This is a genomic window from Streptomyces sp. NPDC029296 (assembly GCF_055569255.1).
On sequence record NZ_JBVHXT010000021.1, the window covers coordinates 115,803 to 134,390 of the forward strand.

Sequence of the window (18,588 nt, forward strand, 5' to 3'; positions counted from 1 at the left end):
AGGAGACTCCGTGGCCACCGAGACACCGCCACCCACTCAATCCCCAGCCCGCCTTCCCTCCACCGAGGAGTTCACCGAGGTGCAGCAGAGCGCGGAGTTCGGTGAACTGCGCCGCGCGCACCGCTCCTTCGCCTTCCCGCTGACGATCGCCTTCGCCGCCTGGTACCTGCTGTACGTCCTGCTGTCCAACTACGCGGGCGACTTCATGGGCACCAAGGTGGCCGGCCATGTCAACGTCGCCCTCGTCCTGGGCCTCGCCCAGTTCCTCACCACGTTCCTCATCGCCTGGTGGTACGCCCGCCGCGCCGCCACCAGGCTCGACCCGCGGGCCGAGGCCATCAAGTCCCGGATGGAGGGCGGAGCATGAGCGCCATGCCCCACACGCTGCTGGCCGCCGGCGAGGCGAGCGAGCACCGGACGCTGATCATCACCCTGTTCGCGGTGTTCGTCGCCGCGACCCTCGTCATCACCGTCTGGGCGGGCCGGCAGACCAAGGACGCCGCCGACTTCTACGCGGGCGGACGCCAGTTCACCGGATTCCAGAACGGCCTCGCCGTCTCCGGTGACTACATGTCGGCCGCGTCCTTCCTCGGCATCGCCGGCGCCATCGCCCTCTTCGGCTACGACGGCTTCCTGTACTCCATCGGCTTCCTCGTCGCCTGGCTCGTCGCCCTCCTCCTGGTCGCCGAACCCCTGCGCAACTCGGGCCGCTACACGATGGGCGACGTGCTGGCCTACCGGATGCGCCAGCGCCCCGTGCGCACCGCGGCCGGCACCTCCACCATCGTCGTGTCGATCTTCTACCTGCTGGCCCAGATGGCGGGCGCCGGCGTGCTGGTCTCCCTGCTCCTCGGCATCACCAGCGACGGCGGCAAGATCGGCATCGTCGCCCTGGTCGGCCTGCTCATGATCGTGTACGTCACCATCGGCGGCATGAAGGGCACCACCTGGGTCCAGATGGTCAAGGCGGTGCTGCTGATCGCCGGCGCCCTGCTGCTGACCTTCCTCGTCCTGCTGAAGTTCGACTTCAACATCTCCGAACTGCTCGGCAGGGCCGCCGACAACAGCGGCAAGGGCAGCGCCTTCCTGGAGCCCGGCCTGAAGTACGGCGCCACCGGCACCACCAAGCTGGACTTCCTCTCCCTCGGCATCGCCCTGGTCCTGGGCACCGCCGGCCTGCCGCACATCCTGATCCGCTTCTACACCGTCCCCACCGCCAAGGCCGCCCGCAAGTCCGTCCTCTGGGCGATCGGCCTGATCGGCGTCTTCTACCTGATGACCCTCGCCCTCGGCTTCGGCGCCGCCGCGCTGATCAAACCGGACGAGATCATCGCCTCCAACAAGGCGGGCAACACGGCGGCCCCCCTGCTGGCGCTCCATCTGGGCGGCGTCGACTCCAACTGGGGAGCCATCCTGCTCGCCAGCATCTCCGCGGTCGCCTTCGCCACGATCCTCGCGGTCGTCGCCGGCCTGACCCTGGCCTCCTCGTCCTCGTTCTCGCACGACATCTACGCCAACGTGATCAAGAGGGGCCAGGCCACCGAGGAGCAGGAGGTGCGCGCGGCCCGCTGGGCGACCGTCGGCATCGGCGCGGTCTCCATCGTCCTCGGCGCCCTGGCCCGCGACCTGAACGTGGCCGGCCTGGTCGCCCTCGCCTTCGCGGTCGCCGCCTCCGCCAACCTGCCGACCATCCTCTACAGCCTGTTCTGGAAGCGGTTCACCACCGCGGGCGCCCTGTGGTCGATCTACGGCGGCCTGGTCACCGCGGTCGGCCTGGTGCTGTTCTCCCCGGTGGTCTCCGGCAAGCCGACCTCGATGTTCCCGAGCGTCGACTTCCACTGGTTCCCGCTGGAGAACCCCGGCCTCATCTCCATCCCGGTCGGCTTCCTGCTCGGCGTGGTGGGCACCCTGCTGTCGAAGGAGACCCCGGACGCCGGGAAGTACGCGGAACTGGAGGTCCGGTCCCTGACCGGCACCGGAGCCCACTGACGGCGGCACGCGGGACGACCGCGTCGTCCGGGACTGTACGGTCCTACGACGCGGTCGCGCCGTTCCTCATGGGATCGGGCCGCTGTCGATGTCGGCGCGGTCGCGTACGCTCGCAGGTGACGGACGACGCATGGGCGGCCGAGAACGAGTGACCGGGAGAGGGAGGGGGCCCACGTGCTCATCGACACCTACGGCCGGGTGGCCACCGATCTGAGGGTCTCGCTGACCGACCGGTGCAATCTGCGCTGCACCTACTGCATGCCCGAGGAGGGCCTGCGGTGGCTGGCCAAGCCGGACCTGCTCACGGACGACGAGATCGTCCGCCTCATCGACGTCGCGGTCCGCGCGCTCGGCATCGAGGAGGTCCGCTTCACCGGCGGCGAGCCCCTGCTGCGCCCGGGCCTGGTCGGCATCGTGGAGCGCGTCGCGGCCCTCGCCCCGCGCCCCCGGATGTCCCTGACCACCAACGGCATCGGCCTGGTCCGCACCGCGGCCGCCCTGAAGTCGGCGGGCCTGGACCGGGTCAACGTCTCCCTGGACACCCTGCGCCCGGACGTCTTCAAGACCCTCACCCGCCGCGACCGCCACCAGGACGTCCTGGACGGCCTCGCCGCGGCCCGCGAGGCCGGCCTGACCCCGGTCAAGGTCAACTCGGTCCTGATGCCGGGCCTGAACGACGACGAGGCCCCGGACCTGCTCGCCTGGGCGGTCGAGCACGACTACGAACTGCGGTTCATCGAGCAGATGCCGCTGGACGCCCAGCACGGCTGGAAGCGCGAGGGCATGGTCACCGCCGGGGACATCCTCACCTCCCTGCGCACCCGCTTCGACCTCACCCCCGAGGGCGCCGACGCGCGCGGCTCGGCACCCGCGGAGCGCTGGCTGGTGGACGGCGGACCGCACCGCGTCGGCGTGATCGCCTCGGTGACCCGGCCGTTCTGCGCGGCCTGCGACCGCACCCGCCTCACCGCCGACGGTCAGATACGCACCTGTCTGTTCGCCACCGAGGAGACCGACCTCCGCGCGGCCCTGCGCTCCGGCGCCCCCGACGAGGAGATCGCCCGTATCTGGAAGCTGGCGATGTGGGGCAAGAAGGCCGGCGCGGGCCTGGACGACCCCTCCTTCATCCAGCCCGACCGCCCCATGTCGGCCATCGGCGGCTAGGCCCCGTCGTCCCAGCCCGCCGCCCCGTCCCCGGACCGGCCGGTCAGGCACCGGGCGCCGACCGCGAGCCAGGCCGACAGGGCGAGCCATGCCAGCGGCCGGTGGGGCACGGCCACGGCGTCGATCCGGTGTTCCCCGGCGAGCTGGGCGGTCGCGGTGGCGTACATGCCGAGCGGGAAGACGACGCACCAGAGCGTGGGCTCGTGGCCGAACGGGACCCGGTGCCGCAGATGGCGCCAGACACCCGCGGCCACCAGCGGCGGGATCAGCACGGTCGCCCAGACCCACAGCGCGACGACCGTCCCCGCGAGAAGGCCCCGGACGGGTCCGGGCAGCAGCTCCTCGCGGAGCAGCAGCCGGGCGCCCGCCAGGGTGCTGATGGCGGCGGCGCCCATGGTGACCCAGTAGCTGGGCAGCGCCCGGGCCGGCCGGGGCGGGTGGTGCCGCAGCCGCCGCACGACGAGCGCGAGCGTGCCCGCGTACAGCGGCAGACCGGCGCCCCACAGCACGAGGGCGACGACGAGCACCGGACGCGGGGGAGCGAGGCTCGTCAGCGTGAGCACGATGGCCTGCAGGCCGACGGTGGCCAGGAACCAGATGCCGTCGGCCTGCCGCAGGAGCCGCTCCGGCCCGGTGTGCCGCAGCCGGGCGGTCGCGCGGGCGAGCCCCGCCCACACGACGACCGCGACCGCCAGCAGGGCGCAGCCGGCGATCCGGGCCGGGCCCTCGGTCAGCCGGGTGGCGAGCACCCCGCTGGCCGCGACGAGCGTGTAGTGCCCGAACAGGCGCCCGGGATCGCGCAGTTCGGCACGCAGGGCGCCCCGGTGGACGGCGGCCTTGACACCGGCCGCCGCCAGCAGCGGCAGGTACAGGGCCGCCGCGACGCCGAACAGCACCCCGGACACCGCGTGGGCGCCGGCCTGCCCGAGCGCCCGGGAGACGATGCCGGTGGCCATGACGGGAGCGAAACACGCCGGTGGCAGGTCCCGGCACCGGTCGGACAGCCGTGCCCCCATCAGCGCCGCGCGAGCGGTTCCCGGCCGGTGCGGCGGCGCGGCCGGCCCGGTCCCGGGCGCGCGGCGGACGGCCGCCGGGTCCCGTGGGAGCGGTAGACGATGTAGGGGCGGGTCAGATAGCCCAGCGGCGCGGTGAAGGCGTGCACGAGGCGGCTGAACGGCAGCAGCGCGAACAGGGCCAGCGCGAGCAGCGCGTGCACCTGGTAGGCGAGCGGGGCGTGGGCCATGGCGGACACGTCGGGGTCCAGGGTGAACAGGGAGCGGAACCACACCGAGACGCCCACCCGGTAGTCGTAGGGATGGGGCCGCAGGGTGGTGGCCGTGGCGGTCAGCCCGGCCAGCAGGACGCAGACCAGGAGCGGGTAGACCGCGCGGTCGCTGCGGCTGGTGGCGGCCCGCACGGCGGGCACCCGCAGGCGCCGGTGGAGCAGGACGGCCAGACCGGCGAGGGTGGCCAGGCCCGCCGTGCCGCCGACGAACAGGGCGTTGGCGTGGTACAGCCACTCGTGGACGCGCACCCGCTCGGTGAACGGCTCGGGAACGAGCAGGCCGATGACGTGCCCGGCCGCCACGAACAGCAGCCCGTAGTGGAACAGCGGGCCGCCGACCGCGAGCAGCCGGTGCTCGTGGAGCTGGCTGGAGCGCGTGGTGAAGCCGAACCGGTCGTAGCGGTAGCGCCAGGCGGTGCCGGTGACCAGCACGGCGAGGACGAGGTAGGGGAGGACGCCCCAGAGGGCGATGTGCAGGTGGTTCACCGGGAGGTCTCCTCCACGTGCGGGCTGTGGGGGGATCGTGGGGGGTAGGGCAGGAGGCCGACCGTCTCGGCGGGCGGACCGGTGCGGGCGAGCCGCAGGGCCGCCTCACGACTCGGCGGGCGGGGGCCGGGCAGGGTCCGGCAGACCGCCTCGACGACGTCCTCGTAGGGGCTGCGGTAGGCGGCCAGGGCGAAGCGGAGCAGTTCCAGGGCGGGCCGGTGCCCGGCCAGCAGCGGTGTCCCGGCCTCGGGCACGCGGGCGGCGAACTCCAGCAGCAGGGGCAGGAAGTCGGGCAGTTCGTCCTCGGTGGGCTGCCAGCCGTGCTCCCGGTAGAGGGCCTTCAGGCGGGCCAGGGCGCCGCCCCGCCTGCGGGTGTCCCCGTCGGTGTAGTACGTCAGGTACAGGCAGCGCCGGCGGCTGCGGTCGAAGGTGGCGACGTACCGGGCGGCCAGCTCCAGCGGATCGGTGTCCTCGACGCGGGCGCAGAACCGCAGCAGCAGTTCGGTGTCGGCACCGGGCAAGGGCTCCAGCGCCGCGCGTACGGTGCGCAGCCGCCCGGGCCAGTCCCGGTCCGGGTAGCCGAGCAGCAGGGAGGCGGCCTGGTGGACGGCGGGACGGCTCACCGGGCGCCGCCCCGGCCGCGCGGGAACAGACCCTCGGGGCGGCCCTTGCCGTTCCAGTTCAGCAGGTTGACCCTGTCGCGCAGTGACGTCCCGGCGTGTTCCGGCTCCGGCCCGGCGGCGAGCGGGGCGTGGAAGGCGTCGGCCGCGTACATGCCGACCCCGCCGTGGCCGTCCAGGCTGCACCCGGCGCCGAGGTCGCCGTCGTCGGGCAGGGTGCCGGTGTAGCCGGTGGGGATGACGTAGCGCTCGTCGTACTTGGCCAGCGCCAGCAGCCGGTACAGGGCCTCGATGCCGGCGGTGTCCAGGCCGACGGCGCGGGCGATGGCCGGGTCCCGCTCCTCACCGAGGTTCACGCGCCGCATGTGGGTGCGCATCGCGGCCAGCCGGCACAGCGCCGCCTCCACCGGCGCCGGATCGCCCGCGGTGAACAGTTCGGCGAGGTAGGCCACGGGGATGCGCAGCGAGTCGATGGCGGCGAACAGCTTGGCCGGGTCCTCCCCGTCGTGTCCGGTCGCGGTGAGCGACTCCACCACCGGTGACAGCGGCGGGACGTACCAGACCATGGGCAGGGTGCGGAACTCCGGATGCAGGGGCAGCGCCACCCGGTAGGTGCTGATCAGGGCGTGCACGGGGGAGCGGCGGGCGGCGGTGATCCAGTCGTGCGGGATCCCGGCCTCCTCGGCGGCGTGCGCGACAGCGGGGTCGTGCGGGTCGAGGAAGCAGCCCAACTGGGCCTCGTACAAGTCCTCTTCGCGTTCCGTGGCGGCGGCCTCGCCGACCTTGTCGGCGTCGTAGAGGAGCACGCCGAGATAGCGCAGCCGGCCCACACAGGTCTCCGAGCAGACCGTGGGCTGTCCCGCCTCGATGCGCGGGTAGCACAGGGTGCACTTCTCGGCCTTGCCGGTGGCGTGGTTGAAGTACACCTTCTTGTACGGGCAGCCGGACACGCACATGCGCCAGCCCCGGCAGCGGTCCTGGTCGACCAGGACGATGCCGTCCTCGACGCGCTTGTACAGGGCCCCGGACGGGCACACGGCCACGCAGGACGGGTTGAGGCAGTGCTCGCAGATGCGCGGCAGATAGAACATGAACGCCTGCTCGTACTCCAGGCGCACCTGCTCGTTCATCTTCCGCAGCACCGGGTCCCCGGCCAGGTGCGCGGGTCCGCCGCCCAGGTCGTCGTCCCAGTTCGGGCCCCAGGTCACCCGGGTGGGGCGGCCGTCGGCCAGCGAGCGGGGCGGCGCGGTGGGCACGTCGTCGCCGAGCGGTGCGGAGATCAGGTTCTCGTAGTCGTACGTCCACGGCTCGTAGTAGTCGGACAGGGACGGCAGTTCGGGGTTGGCGAACAGCCGGGCCAGCCGGCGGGCCCGGCCCCCGCCGCGCGGCACCAGCCGCCCGTGCTTGAGCCGCCAGCCGCCCTTCCACTTGTCCTGGTCCTCGTAGCCGCGCGGATAGCCCTGGCCGGGACGGGTCTCCACGTTGTTGAACCACACGTACTCGGTGCCCGACCGGTTGGTCCACGTCTGCTTGCAGGTGACCGAACAGGTGTGGCAGCCGATGCACTTGTCCAGGTTCATCACCATGGCGATCTGTGCCATGACGCGCATGTCAGTACTCCACGTTCTGTGTACGCCGCCGGATCACGGTGATCGCGTCACGCTGATTGCCGGTGGGGCCGTAGTAGTTGGGGGCGAACGAGAGCTGGGCGTGGCCGCCGATCAGATGCGTCGGCTTGATCAGCAGCCGGGTCAGGGCGTTGTGCACCCCGCCGCGGCGCCCGGTGGCCTCCGACTTGGGGACGTTCACCAGCCGTTCCTGGACGTGGTACATGAACACCGTGCCGGTGGGCATGCGGTGCGAGACGACCGCCCGGGCCACGACCACGCCGTTGGCGTTGTGGGCCTCGATCCAGTCGTTGTCCGCGGCACCGATCGCCTCGGCGTCGGCGACGCTCATCCAGACGACCGGGCCGCCGCGCGCGAGGGTCTGCATCAGCAGGTTCTCCTGGTACTCGGAGTGGATCGACCACTTCGAGTGCGGTGTGAGGTACCGGACCGTCACCGACCGCGCGCCGTCGCCGTCCGTCCGGGGCCCCTCGCCCAGCGCCGCCAGGTCCAGCGGCGGCCGGTAGACCGGGAGCTGTTCGCCGTACTCGGCGATCCACGGGTGGTCCAGGTAGAAGTGCTGGCGTCCGGTGAGGGTGTGCCAGGGCTTGAGGTGCTCGGTGTTGACGGTGAAGGGCGAGTAGCGGCGGTCCGGCCCCTCCTTGCCCGACCACTCGAAGCTCGCCCCGACCTGCACCGGCCGGGCCTGGGTGTCGGAGAACGTGATGCGCCGCTCGGCCACCGACGCGGCCTGCCCGGTCAGGCCCGACCCGGGCCCGCACCGCTCGGCGAGCCGCTCGAACCCCTCGGCGGCCAGCCGGCCGTTGGTCGTGCCGGACAGGGCGAGGATCGCCTCGCACAGCTTGACGTCGGTGTCCAGCAGGGGCCGCCCGCGCACCGCCCCCAAGGTGCCGGTGCCGCAGCGCGCGGCGAGCCAGGACACCTCGGGCCCGGGCCGCACGGTCACCCCCTTCACCGTCATCCCCTCCCGCTCGGCCAGCGGCCCCAGCGCGGCGATCTGTTCGCCGAGGGCGGTGTAGTCCCGCCGTACGAGCGTCAGGCGCGGGGCGGTGGGCCCGTCGGGCGGGGCCTCGCCGGGGGTGTCGTGCTGGAGGGGGGTGGCCACCAGGTCGTAGCCCACGTCCAGCCGGCCCGCGGCCAGCCGGGCGACCTCGGCGGCCAGGCCGTGGAAGATCTCGAAGTCGGTGCGGGCCTGCCAGGGCGGGCTGATCGCCGGGGAGAACGCGTGCACATAGGGGTGCATGTCCGTGCTGGACAGGTCGTGCTTCTCGTACCAGGTCGCCGCGGGCAGCACCAGATCCGCGAACAACGTCGTCGAGGTCATCCGGAAGTCGAGCGCGAGCAGCAGGTCGAGCTTGCCGCGCGGCGCCTGCTCCCGCCACGCCACGTCCCGGGGCCGGCACCCGGGCGGCGCCTCCTCGGCGCTCGCGTTGTCGGACGCCCCCAGCAGATGCCGCAGGAAGAACTCGTTGCCCTTGGCGGACGAACCGATCAGATTGGCCCGCCACACGGTGAGCACCCGGGGCCAGTTGGCCGGGTCGTCCGGGTCCTCGACGGCGTAGGAGAGCCGGCCGGCGTCGCGTTCGGCGGCCACCCACGCCGCCGGGTCGGCCCCCGCCTCGTGGACGCGCCGTCCGAGGTCCAGCGGATTGGCGCCGAAGGTGGGGTACGAGGGCATCCAGCCCTGGCGCGCGGAACGGGCCACGAGGTCCGCGGTGTGCAGCCCGCCGAGCGTCCCGGGCGCGGTCGGCGCGGCCAGGACGTCCGCGGTGAACCTCTCGTACCGCCACTGGTCGGTGTGCAGGTACCAGTACGGCGTTCCCGCCATCTGCCGGGACGGGCGCACCCAGTCCGAGGCCGTCGCCAGCTGCTGCCAGCCCGCGTACGGACGCACCTTCTCCTGGCCCACGTAGTGGGCCCATCCGCCGCCGTTGACGCCCTGGCAGCCGGTGAGCAGCAGCAGCGACAGGAACGACCGGTAGATCGTGTCCGAGTGGAACCAGTGGTTGGTGCCCGCGCCCATCACGATCATGCAGCGGCCCCGGGTCTGTTCGGCGGTCCGGGCGAACTCCCTCGCCGCCCGCACCACGGCGCCCGCCGGTACGGAGGTGATCGCCTCCTGCCAGGCCGGCGTGCAGGGCAGGGAGGCGTCCTCGTACGAGGCGGGCCACTGCCCGTCCAGGCCCTCGCGGCCCACCCCGTACCGGGCCAGCATCAGGTCGAAGACGGTGGTCACCAGGCGCCCGCCGACGCGCAGCGCCGGCACCGACCGGGTGAGCGTGGCGCCCGGCTCGTCGAAGCGCGGCAGCACCACCCGTGCCGTCGTGGCCCCGGGCCGGCCGTGGCAGGTCAGCAGGGGCTGGATGCCGTCGAGACCGAGGTGCCAGCGGCCCTTGCCCGCCTCGCGCCAGCGGTCGCCGAGGGTGCCGGGGGGCACGGCCGGCCGGCCGGTCGCCGTGTCGAACACGACCGGCATCCAGCGCCGCGCCGCCGCCTCCGCGTCCCCGGCCAGGTCCAGGTCCCGGGCGGTCACGAAGGCGCCCGGCGTACGGCCCTCGGGCGCGTCGCCGTCGAGGGCGACCAGGAAGGGCAGGTCGGTGAACCGCCGCACGTAGTCGGTGAAGTACGGCACCTGCCGGTCCACGAAGCACTCGCGCAGGATGACGTGGCCCATCGCCATGGCCAGTGCCCCGTCGGTGCCCGGGTGGGGGTGCAGCCACTCGTCGGCGAACTTCGTGGCGTCCGCGTAGTCCGGCGAGACCACCACCACCTTCTGCCCCCGGTAGCGGGCCTCCGCCATCCAGTGGGCGTCCGGCGTCCGGGTGACCGGGACGTTGGAGCCCCACAGCATCAGATAGGCCGCGTCCCACCAGTCACCCGACTCCGGTACGTCCGTCTGGTCGCCGAAGACCTGCGGCGAGGCGATCGGCAGGTCCGCGTACCAGTCGTAGAACGACAGCATCGGCGCCCCGATCAGCGCGTGGAAGCGCGCCCCGACCGCGTGCGACGCCATCGACATCGCCGGGATCGGGGAGAATCCCGCGATCCGGTCCGGCCCGTACTTTTCGAGCGTGTGCACATGGGCGGCGGCGGCGATCTCCAGCGCCTCCGCCCAGCCGATGCGCACCAGTCCGCCCTTGCCGCGGGCGGACTGGTAGCGGCGCCGCCTGTCCGGGTCGCCGGTGATCTCCGCCCACGCCGCCACCGGATCACCGCCCAGGCGGCGCTTTGCATCCCGGAACATCTCCACCAGCACCCCGCGGGCGTGCGGGTACTTCACCCGGGTCGGCGAGTACGTGTACCAGGAGAACGCCGCTCCGCGCGGACAGCCCCGCGGTTCGTAGTCGGGCCGGTCCGGGCCCGCCGAGGGATAGTCCGTCGCCTGGGTCTCCCAGGTGATCAGACCGTCCTTCACGTACACCTGCCAGGAACACGATCCCGTGCAGTTCACCCCGTGCGTGGAGCGCACCACCTTGTCGTGCGCCCAACGCTCCCGGTACGGCTGGTCGTTGACCTGCTGGTCCGTACGGAACACGGCCCGTCCTCCGGGCGTGGTCGGCGCCCGCCGCAACAACTGTCCGGCCGTCAGAAGTCGTTCGGCCGCATCCGAAGCAATCCGCTCCGCCTTCGCCCTGCCACGTCCCACGCCCTCGGGCTCCCCTCGGGATCGGGTTGCCGGAGGGGTCCGCTCCGGCACGCGCCTGTCGGTGAACGGGGCCAGAGTGCTCCCGGCACGCTCGCGCGGTGGCGCTCTTTTTCGCCACTTGAGGCTACCGAGAACTTGTTTTTCTTTTGCTTTGCAATGGTTCGTGACGAACGAAAGAGAGACGACCCGACGTTGGCGTCCGCGTTACGCGCCGTTGGGAGAGGGCGCATGACACGGTCCTATGACTGGCGCGGCGGCGCCGCACCGGTCCGGGTCCGGGGGACGGCGCACGGGACCGGAGCCGCCGGCTCCCTCCCGCTACGCCCCGGTCTCCTCGGCGGACCGCCACTCCTCGAAGGGGACCACGTCCTTCAGGAAACCCCGCACCCCGAGGAACTGCGCGAGATGCTCGCGGTGCTCCTCGCAGGCCAGCCAGGTCTTGCGCCGCTCGGGCGTATGGACCTTGGGGTTGTTCCAGGCCAGCACCCACTCGGCGGCGGCACGGCAGCCCTTGGCCGAGCAGATCGGGGTCTCGTCACTCACGGTTTTCGTCTCGGTTCGTCTCGTCGAGGGCGGAAAACGAAAGGGGAAAAGGGGCGGAAAACAAGGCGACGCCGGGCAGCCACGGGGGGAGCTGCCCGGCGTCGGTCCGTCGCTCCGACGGGGGATGCGGAGCGCCTACGCAGTATGTCACGGGTACCCCGTCGCCCGGGACCGGAACAGCTAGATTGATCTGAGGTTTTCTTGAGCTGCCGGGTGGCCGCGTGCGCGGGTCCCGCGTCCGCCGTGGTCAGACCGGTTCGGGACGCTCGCCGCCCGCCCCGGCCGCCTGGTTCGTCGGCATGTCGCGCGGTGCGGAATCCCGTACGGCGCCCGCCCGTTCGTCCTCGGCCGGCGTGGCGGCGATCATCGGACGCATCGGCGTGGTGACGAACGTGGAGGGGAGCGTGGGCGGCCGCTCGCGGCCCGCGTTGGCGATCACCACGGCGACATAGGGCAGCAGCGCGCCGAGCACGAGCGCCACGATCGCGACGTACCGCTCGACGTTCCACAGCGAGACCGCGAGGATCACCGACAGGGTACGGACCGCCATCGAGATCACATACCGCCGCTGGCGGCCCCGGACATCCTCGGCGAGTCCCGTCCGGGCGCCCGTGATCCGGAACACCTGGACGCCGCCGCCGTGCTGCTTCCGCATCGCCATTCACCATCCGCCCGCATCGGACCCGTCCCGGCCCGCACCCCCGTCCGCACACCCGGCCGGGCCACCCCCCACGTTACGCCGCCCCCGCGCCGCCTTCGAGGCCGGGTCGGCCCCTGCCTGCGGCGACGCCCCGGGCCGTGACGCGTACGGGGCAGGCCGACGTGCGCCGTACGGCGCAGCGCACCACACTGGCCGTAATGCTCACGTCGAGCCGTACAAGGAGGCAGCCATGGGCTGGTTGTGGGCGATCATCGTGGGATTCGTGCTCGGCGTCATCGCCAAGGCGGTCATCCCGGGCAAGCAGCACAGCCCCCTCTGGCTGACCACCATCTGCGGCATCCTGGGCGCCATCGTGGGCAACGCGATCGCCCGCGCGGTCGGCGTGTCGGAGACCCGGGGCATCGACTGGAGCCGTCACATCTTCCAGCTCGTGGCGGCGATCATCATCGTCGCGGCGGTCGACGCCCTCTACATGGCGACGCTCGGCAAGAGGAAGCACCGGGCCCGGGTGTAGGGGCGCGGGCCTCCCCGTCACGGGTCTCCCGCGCCCCTGCCGGCGCTACGGCGTCACCCGGCGACGATCTCCACCGCGGCCAGGTTCTTCTTCCCGCGCCGCAGCACCAGCCAGCGCCCGTGCAGCAGGTCCCCGGCCGCCGGGACGAAGTCCTCCGCGGTGACCTTCACGTTGTTGACGTAGGCCCCGCCCTCCTTCACCGTCCGCCGGGCCGCGGACTTGCTGGGGACCAGGCCGACCTCGGCGAGCAGGTCGACCACCGGCGCCGGCGCGGCGACCCGCGCGTGCGGCACCTCCGACAGCGCCGCGGCCAGCGTCCGCTCGTCCAGCTCCGCCAGCTCGCCCTGGCCGAACAGCGCCCTGGACGCGGCGATCACCGCGGCCGTCTGGTCGGCGCCGTGCACCAGCGTGGTCAGTTCCTCGGCGAGCGCCCGCTGCGCCGCCCGGGCCTGCGGACGCTCCTCGGTCTGCCGCTCCAGCTCCTCCAGCTCCTCGCGGGACTTGAAGGACAGGATGCGCAGGTAGCGGGAGATGTCCCGGTCGTCCACGTTCAGCCAGAACTGGTAGAACGCGTACGGCGTCGTCATCTCCGGGTCGAGCCAGACGGCGCCGCCCTCGGTCTTGCCGAACTTGGTGCCGTCCGCCTTGGTCATCAGCGGGGTGGCCAGGGCGTGCACCGAGGCCTCCGGCTCCAGCCGGTGGATCAGGTCCAGACCGGCCGTGAGGTTGCCCCACTGGTCGCTGCCGCCCTGCTGGAGCGTGCAGCCGTAGCGCCGGTACAGCTGCAGGAAGTCCATGCCCTGCAGGATCTGGTAACTGAACTCGGTGTAGCTGATGCCCTGGTCGGACTCCAGGCGGCGGGCCACGGAGTCCTTCGTCAGCATCTTGTTGACGCGGAAGTGCTTGCCGATGTCCCGCAGGAACTCGATCGCGGAGAGGCCGGCGGTCCAGTCCAGGTTGTTGACCATGACCGCCGCGTTCTCGCCCTCGAAGGACAGGAACGGTTCGATCTGGCCGCGCAGCCGGTCCACCCAGCCGGCCACCGTCTCCGGGTCGTTCAGCGTGCGCTCGGCCGTCGGGCGCGGGTCGCCGATCAGGCCCGTGGCGCCGCCGACGAGCGCCAGCGGCCGGTGCCCGGCCTGCTGGAGCCGGCGCACGGTGAGCACCTGCACCAGGTGCCCCACGTGCAGTGACGGCGCCGTCGGGTCGAAACCGCAATAGAACGTGACGGGACCGTCCGCGAGCGCCTTGCGCAATGCGTCCTCGTCGGTGGACAGGGCGAACAGCCCGCGCCACTTCAGCTCGTCGACGATGTCCGTCACGGTTCTCGTGTCTCCTCGATGATCTTCCGGCAGCCGGGTGACACCCGACCACGAACGCCTACGAGGTTATACGCCCTGGCTGACAGAGCTCATGTTGAAATCCGGGACCCGCAGCGCGGGCATCGCGGTGCGGGTGAACCAGTCGCTCCACTCGCGCGGCAGCGTCTTCTCCGTCCGCCCGGCCTCGGTGGCCCGGCCCAGCAGGTCCACCGGCGACTCGTTGAACCGGAAGTTGTTCACCTGCCCGGTCACCTCGCCGTTCTCCACCAGGTAGACGCCGTCCCGGGTCAGGCCCGTCAGCAGCAGGGTCGCCGGATCGACCTCGCGGATGTACCACAGGCAGGTCAGCAGCAGCCCGCGCTCGGTGTCCGCGACCATCTGCTCCAGCGAGCGGTCGCCGCCGCCGTCCAGGATCAGGTTGCCGAGCGCGGGGGCGACCGGGAGCCCGGTCAGGCCCGCGCCGTGCCGGGTCGTCGTCAGGTGCTTCAGCACGCCCCGGTCGACCCACTCGGTGGCGTGCGTGGGCAGCCCGTTGTCGAACACGGACAGGTCGCCGCCGGAGGAGTGGGCGATCACGAACGGCGGGCACTCCAGCCCCGGCTCGTCCGGGTCGCTGCGCAGGGTCAGCGGCAGCTCCGAGAGCCGCTCGCCGACCCGGGTGCCGCCGCCCGGCTTGGAGAACACCGTCCGCCCCTCGGCCGCGTCCCGGCCGGAGGCGGACCACAGCTGGTAGATCAGCAGGTCCGCGACCGCGGTCGGCGGCAGCAGCGTCTCGTACCGTCCCGCGGGCAGGTCTATGCGCCGCTCGGCCCAGCCGAGCCGTACGGCCAGTTCGGCGTCGAGCGCGCCGGGGTCGACGTCCTTGAAGTCCCGGGTGGACCGGCCGGCCCACGCCGAGCGGGCGCGGTCGGGGGACTTGGCGTTCAGCTCCAGCGTGCCGGTGGGCTGGTCGTGCCGCAGGCGCAGCCCGGTGGACGTGCCCACGTACGTCGACACCAGTTCGTGGTTGGCGAAGCCGTACAGCTCCCGGCCGCCCGCACGCGCGCGGGCGAAGGCCTCGCCGAGCGCCGGCGCGAAGTCGGCGAACACCGCGGAGGAGGTCTCGGCGGGCGCGTCCGTGAAGTCGGGGGACTGGGGCACCCCGCCCACCAGCGGCTGCGCGTCCTCGGCCGGGCCGGCGCCGCGCGCGGCGGCCTCGGCGGCCCGCACCAGGGGCTCCAGCTCCCCTGCGGTGACCGCCGACCGGGACACCACGCCCGAGGCGGTGCCCTCCTTGCCGTCCACGGTCGCGATCACGGTGAGCGTACGGCCCCGGGTCACCCCGTTGGTGGTGAGCGCGTTGCCCGCCCAGCGCAGGTTGGCGGTGGAGTGCTCGTCGGCGATGACGACGCAGCCGTCGGCGCGGGAGAGCGCCAGCGCCTGCTCGACGATCTCGTGCGGCTTGTGGGTACGGGCGCTCATCGGCCGGCCTCCTGCGTGGTGTTCAGAATGTTGACGCCCTTGAAGAGGGCCGACGGGCAGCCGTGGGACACGGCGGCGACCTGCCCCGGCTGGGCCTTGCCGCAGTTGAACGCGCCGCCGAGGACATAGGTCCCCGGTCCGCCGACGGCGGCCATGGACCCCCAGAAATCGGTGGTCGTGGCCTGGTAGGCGACGTCCTTCAGCTGGCCGGTGATCCGCCCGTTCTCGATCCTGAAGAAGCGCTGGCCGGTGAACTGGAAGTTGTACCGCTGCATGTCGATCGACCAGGACCGGTCGCCGACGACGTAGATGCCCCGGTCGACGCCCCCGATCAGGTCCTCCGTGGACAGCCCGGCGGGGTCCGGCCGCAGCGAGACGTTGGCCATGCGCTGCACCGGCACGTGGGCGGGGGAGTCGGCGTACGCGCACCCGTTGGACCGCTCGAACCCGGTCAGCCGCGCCGTCCGCCGGTCCAGCTGGTAGCCGACCAGCGTGCCGTCCTTCACCAGGTCCCAGGACTGCGCTCGGACGCCCTCGTCGTCGTAGCCGATGGTCGCGAGGCCGTGCTCGGCGGTGCGGTCGCCGGTGACGTTCATCAGCTCGGAGCCGTAGCGCAGGCTGCCGAGCCGGTCGAAGGTGGCGAAGGAGGTGCCGGCGTAGGCGGCCTCGTAACCGAGGGCGCGGTCGAGCTCCGTGGCGTGGCCGATGGACTCGTGGATGGTCAGCCACAGGTTGGACGGGTCGACCACCAGGTCGTACAGGCCCGGCTCCACGCTGGGCGCCCGCATCTTCTCGGCGAGCAGCTCGGGCATCCGCGCCAGCTCGTCCTCCCAGTCCCAGCCGGACCCGGTCAGGTACTCCCAGCCGCGCCCCACCGGCGGGGCGAGGGTGCGCATGGAGTCGAACTCGCCGCTCGCCTCGTCGACGCAGACGGCGGTCAGCTGCGGGTGCAGCCGTACCCGCTGCTGGGTGGTGACCGTCCCGGCCGTGTCCGCGTAGAACTTGTTCTCGTGCACGGTGAGCAGCGAGGCGTCGACGTGGTCGACACCGGGCGCGGCCAGCAGCCGGCCGCTCCACTCCGCGAGCAGCGCCGACTTCTCCTCGTCCGGCACCGAGAACGGGTCGATCTCGTACGAGGAGATCCACGTCTTGTCGGCGTGCACCGGCTCGTCGGCCAGCTCCACGCGTTCGTCGGAGCCGGCCGCCCTGATCACCTGCGCGGACAGCTTGGCCATGGCCACCGCCTGCGAGGCGACCCGGGCGGCGGCGTCCATGGTCAGGTCCACCCCGGACGCGAAGCCCCACGTACCGCCGTGCACCACCCGGACCGCGTACCCGAGGTCGGTGGTGTCCGACGATCCGGCGAGCCGTGCGTCCCGCAGCCGCCAGGAGGCGCTGCGCACCCGCTCGAACCGGAAGTCCGCGTGGTCGGCCCCCAGCGCACGCGCGCGTGCCAGCGCGGCGTCGGCGAGGGCCCGTAGGGGAAGCGCCGTGAAGGCTTCGTCGATGGAATGAGGCACGGAGGTCTCCCTGCTGTCGTGGCCTGTCGGGTCCGATCATGTCCCGGGACCGGTCCGGCGGACCACAGGTTTGGGTCCCCCGCGACCGCGTTCTGTAGGGATCCGACAGCGACACCCCCGAGCCACTGTCGGTGCCCGCTTGCCCTCGGGAGCGGCGGTACCGATAGGTTTCCGATGAAGCCGCCTGCCGCCCAGGAGCCCGGGCGGATGTGCAAGACCGCTATCGAAAGGGTGATCCGTTGAGCCGCTCGGTTCTCGTCACCGGAGGCAACCGGGGCATCGGCCTCGCCATCGCCCGCGCTTTCGCCGACGCCGGCGACAAGGTCGCGATCACGTACCGCTCGGGTGAGCCGCCGGCCGGTTTCCTGGCCGTCAAGTGCGACATCACCGACCCGGAGCAGGTGGAGCAGGCCTACAAGGAGATCGAGGACCGGCACGGTCCGGTCGAGGTCCTGGTCGCCAACGCCGGCGTCACCAAGGACCAGCTCCTGATGCGCATGTCCGAGGAGGACTTCACCTCGGTCATCGACACCAACCTCACCGGCACCTTCCGGGTCGTCAAGCGCGCCAACCGCGGCATGCTGCGGGCCAAGAAGGGCCGCGTCGTCCTGATCTCGTCCGTGGTCGGCCTGCTCGGCTCGGCGGGACAGGCGAACTACGCCGCCTCCAAGGCCGCGCTGGTCGGCTTCGCGCGTTCCCTCGCCCGGGAGCTGGGCTCGCGCAACATCACCTTCAACGTCGTCGCGCCCGGTTTCGTCGACACCGACATGACCAAGGTGCTCAGCGACGAGCAGCGCCAGGGCATCGTCGCGCAGGTACCGCTCGGCCGGTACGCGCAGCCGGAGGAGATCGCCGCGACGGTGCGGTTCCTCGCGTCCGACGACGCCTCGTACATCACTGGAGCCGTCATCCCGGTTGACGGCGGACTGGGAATGGGTCACTGATCACCATGAGCGGAATCCTCGAGGGCAAGCGCGTCCTGATCACCGGTGTGCTGATGGAGTCCTCCATCGCCTTCCACGCCGCCAAGCTGGCCCAGGAGCAGGGCGCCGAGATCATCCTGACCGCGTTCCCGCGGCCCACGCTGACCGAGCGCATCGCCAAGAAGCTGCCGAAGCCGACCAAGGTCATCGAGCTGGACGTCACCAACGAGGAGCACCTCGGGCGCCTCGCGGACGTCGTCGGCGAGGAGCTGGGCGGTCTGGACGGCGTCGTGCACTCCATCGGCTTCGCGCCGCAGGACGCGCTCGGCGGCAACTTCCTCAACACGCCGTTCGAGTCCGTCGCGACCGCCATGCACGTCTCGGCGTTCTCCCTGAAGTCGCTGACCATGGCCTGCCTGCCGCTGATGCAGAACGGCGGCTCGGTCGTCGGCCTCACCTTCGACGCGCAGTACGCCTGGCCGCAGTACGACTGGATGGGCCCGGCCAAGGCCGCCCTGGAGGCCACCAGCCGCTACATGGCGCGCGACCTGGGCAAGCAGAAGATCCGCTGCAACCTGATCTCGGCGGGCCCGATCGGCTCCATGGCCGCCAAGTCCATCCCGGGCTTCAGCGACCTGGCCTCCGTGTGGGACACCCGTTCCCCGCTGGAGTGGGACCTGAAGGACCCGGAGCCGGCCGGCCGCGGCATCGTCGCGCTGCTGAGCGACTGGTTCCCGAAGACCACGGGCGAGATCATCCACGTCGACGGCGGTCTGCACGCCATCGGCGCCTGAGGCACCGCCCGGGCCTTACGCGGCCCTGCCGA

16 protein-coding genes are annotated in these 18,588 nt (G+C 72.3%); 6 read left to right on the top strand and 10 right to left on the bottom strand.

The features are described 5' to 3' along the window. The first annotated feature begins 10 nt into the window (after nt 1-10). From ACZ4W9_RS20025 to moaA, 3 genes are all read left to right on the top strand, one after another. Complete coding sequence (locus tag ACZ4W9_RS20025) at nt 11-367, top strand: DUF485 domain-containing protein (RefSeq protein WP_467937503.1); 357 nt, start codon at nt 11-13, stop codon at nt 365-367. Beyond that, nucleotides 364-1,989, top strand: a complete 1,626-nt coding sequence (locus ACZ4W9_RS20030; protein ID WP_467937505.1) for a solute symporter family protein — start codon at nt 364-366, stop codon at nt 1,987-1,989. The genes ACZ4W9_RS20025 and ACZ4W9_RS20030 overlap by 4 nt, the downstream gene beginning before the upstream one ends. A 174-nt stretch (nt 1,990-2,163) precedes the next feature. Continuing rightward, nucleotides 2,164-3,153: a GTP 3',8-cyclase MoaA gene (gene moaA, locus ACZ4W9_RS20035; protein WP_467937507.1), complete on the top strand. Its 990-nt coding sequence runs from the start codon at nt 2,164-2,166 to the stop codon at nt 3,151-3,153. Here moaA and ACZ4W9_RS20040 read toward each other — a convergent pair. The 7 genes from ACZ4W9_RS20040 to ACZ4W9_RS20070 form a co-directional block, all read right to left on the bottom strand. After that, complete coding sequence (locus ACZ4W9_RS20040; protein WP_467937509.1) at nt 3,150-4,169, bottom strand: tellurite resistance/C4-dicarboxylate transporter family protein; 1,020 nt, start codon at nt 4,167-4,169, stop codon at nt 3,150-3,152. The genes moaA and ACZ4W9_RS20040 overlap by 4 nt on opposite strands. Continuing rightward, nucleotides 4,169-4,924: a respiratory nitrate reductase subunit gamma gene (gene narI, locus ACZ4W9_RS20045; protein WP_467937511.1), complete on the bottom strand. Its 756-nt coding sequence runs from the start codon at nt 4,922-4,924 to the stop codon at nt 4,169-4,171. The genes ACZ4W9_RS20040 and narI overlap by 1 nt, the downstream gene beginning before the upstream one ends. Continuing rightward, nucleotides 4,921-5,547, bottom strand: a complete 627-nt coding sequence (gene narJ / locus ACZ4W9_RS20050; RefSeq protein ID WP_467937513.1) for a nitrate reductase molybdenum cofactor assembly chaperone — start codon at nt 5,545-5,547, stop codon at nt 4,921-4,923. The genes narI and narJ overlap by 4 nt, the downstream gene beginning before the upstream one ends. Beyond that, nucleotides 5,544-7,154 carry a nitrate reductase subunit beta gene (narH, locus tag ACZ4W9_RS20055; RefSeq protein ID WP_467937516.1) on the bottom strand — a complete coding sequence of 537 codons (1,611 nt, stop codon included), beginning with the start codon at nt 7,152-7,154 and terminating at the stop codon, nt 5,544-5,546. The genes narJ and narH overlap by 4 nt, the downstream gene beginning before the upstream one ends. A gap of 1 nt (nt 7,155) precedes the next feature. Continuing rightward, entirely contained in the window at nt 7,156-10,788 is a 3,633-nt protein-coding gene (locus ACZ4W9_RS20060; protein WP_467937588.1) for a nitrate reductase subunit alpha, read from the bottom strand. A gap of 348 nt (nt 10,789-11,136) precedes the next feature. After that, a complete protein-coding gene (locus ACZ4W9_RS20065; RefSeq protein ID WP_467937519.1) occupies nt 11,137-11,361 on the bottom strand; it encodes a hypothetical protein in 225 nt (74 codons plus the stop codon). Between the two features lie 247 nt (nt 11,362-11,608). After that, nucleotides 11,609-12,016, bottom strand: a complete 408-nt coding sequence (locus tag ACZ4W9_RS20070; protein ID WP_467937521.1) for a DUF3099 domain-containing protein — start codon at nt 12,014-12,016, stop codon at nt 11,609-11,611. Between the two features lie 235 nt (nt 12,017-12,251). On the opposite strand from ACZ4W9_RS20070, the gene ACZ4W9_RS20075 reads away from it, so the two are divergent. Next, the gene (locus ACZ4W9_RS20075) at nt 12,252-12,536 is read left to right on the top strand and encodes a GlsB/YeaQ/YmgE family stress response membrane protein (RefSeq protein WP_467937524.1); all 285 of its coding nucleotides are present in this window, start codon (nt 12,252-12,254) and stop codon (nt 12,534-12,536) included. Between the two features lie 53 nt (nt 12,537-12,589). Here ACZ4W9_RS20075 and tyrS read toward each other — a convergent pair whose 3' ends face one another. The 3 genes from tyrS to ACZ4W9_RS20090 all read right to left on the bottom strand — a co-directional run bounded on the left by tyrS (nt 12,590) and on the right by ACZ4W9_RS20090 (nt 16,839). After that, nucleotides 12,590-13,858, bottom strand: a complete 1,269-nt coding sequence (gene tyrS, locus ACZ4W9_RS20080; protein WP_467937526.1) for a tyrosine--tRNA ligase — start codon at nt 13,856-13,858, stop codon at nt 12,590-12,592. A gap of 66 nt (nt 13,859-13,924) precedes the next feature. Further along, nucleotides 13,925-15,319: a metallopeptidase TldD-related protein gene (locus ACZ4W9_RS20085; protein WP_467937528.1), complete on the bottom strand. Its 1,395-nt coding sequence runs from the start codon at nt 15,317-15,319 to the stop codon at nt 13,925-13,927. Next, complete coding sequence (locus tag ACZ4W9_RS20090) at nt 15,316-16,839, bottom strand: TldD/PmbA family protein (protein ID WP_467937532.1); 1,524 nt, start codon at nt 16,837-16,839, stop codon at nt 15,316-15,318. Before ACZ4W9_RS20090 ends, ACZ4W9_RS20085 begins: the two co-directional genes overlap by 4 nt. A 239-nt stretch (nt 16,840-17,078) precedes the next feature. On the opposite strand from ACZ4W9_RS20090, the gene fabG reads away from it, so the two are divergent. Next, nucleotides 17,079-17,783 carry a 3-oxoacyl-[acyl-carrier-protein] reductase gene (gene fabG / locus ACZ4W9_RS20095; RefSeq protein WP_467937534.1) on the top strand — a complete coding sequence of 235 codons (705 nt, stop codon included), beginning with the start codon at nt 17,079-17,081 and terminating at the stop codon, nt 17,781-17,783. Between the two features lie 5 nt (nt 17,784-17,788). Further along, complete coding sequence (gene fabI / locus ACZ4W9_RS20100) at nt 17,789-18,556, top strand: enoyl-ACP reductase FabI (protein WP_467937536.1); 768 nt, start codon at nt 17,789-17,791, stop codon at nt 18,554-18,556. The last annotated feature ends 32 nt before the right edge of the window (nt 18,557-18,588 follow it).

What these genes read in the sequence shown, in the direction of transcription:
- ACZ4W9_RS20070 (WP_467937521.1), bottom strand. Translation starts at nt 12,016, where the DNA reads ATGCGGAAGCAGCACGGCGGCGGCGTCCAGGTGTTCCGGATCACGGGC.
- ACZ4W9_RS20075 (WP_467937524.1), top strand. Translation starts at nt 12,252, where the DNA reads ATGGGCTGGTTGTGGGCGATCATCGTGGGATTCGTGCTCGGCGTCATC.
- ACZ4W9_RS20040 (WP_467937509.1), bottom strand. Translation starts at nt 4,169, where the DNA reads ATGGGGGCACGGCTGTCCGACCGGTGCCGGGACCTGCCACCGGCGTGT.
- narH (WP_467937516.1), bottom strand. Translation starts at nt 7,154, where the DNA reads ATGCGCGTCATGGCACAGATCGCCATGGTGATGAACCTGGACAAGTGC.
- ACZ4W9_RS20085 (WP_467937528.1), bottom strand. Translation starts at nt 15,319, where the DNA reads ATGAGCGCCCGTACCCACAAGCCGCACGAGATCGTCGAGCAGGCGCTG.
- fabI (WP_467937536.1), top strand. Translation starts at nt 17,789, where the DNA reads ATGAGCGGAATCCTCGAGGGCAAGCGCGTCCTGATCACCGGTGTGCTG.
- ACZ4W9_RS20030 (WP_467937505.1), top strand. Translation starts at nt 364, where the DNA reads ATGAGCGCCATGCCCCACACGCTGCTGGCCGCCGGCGAGGCGAGCGAG.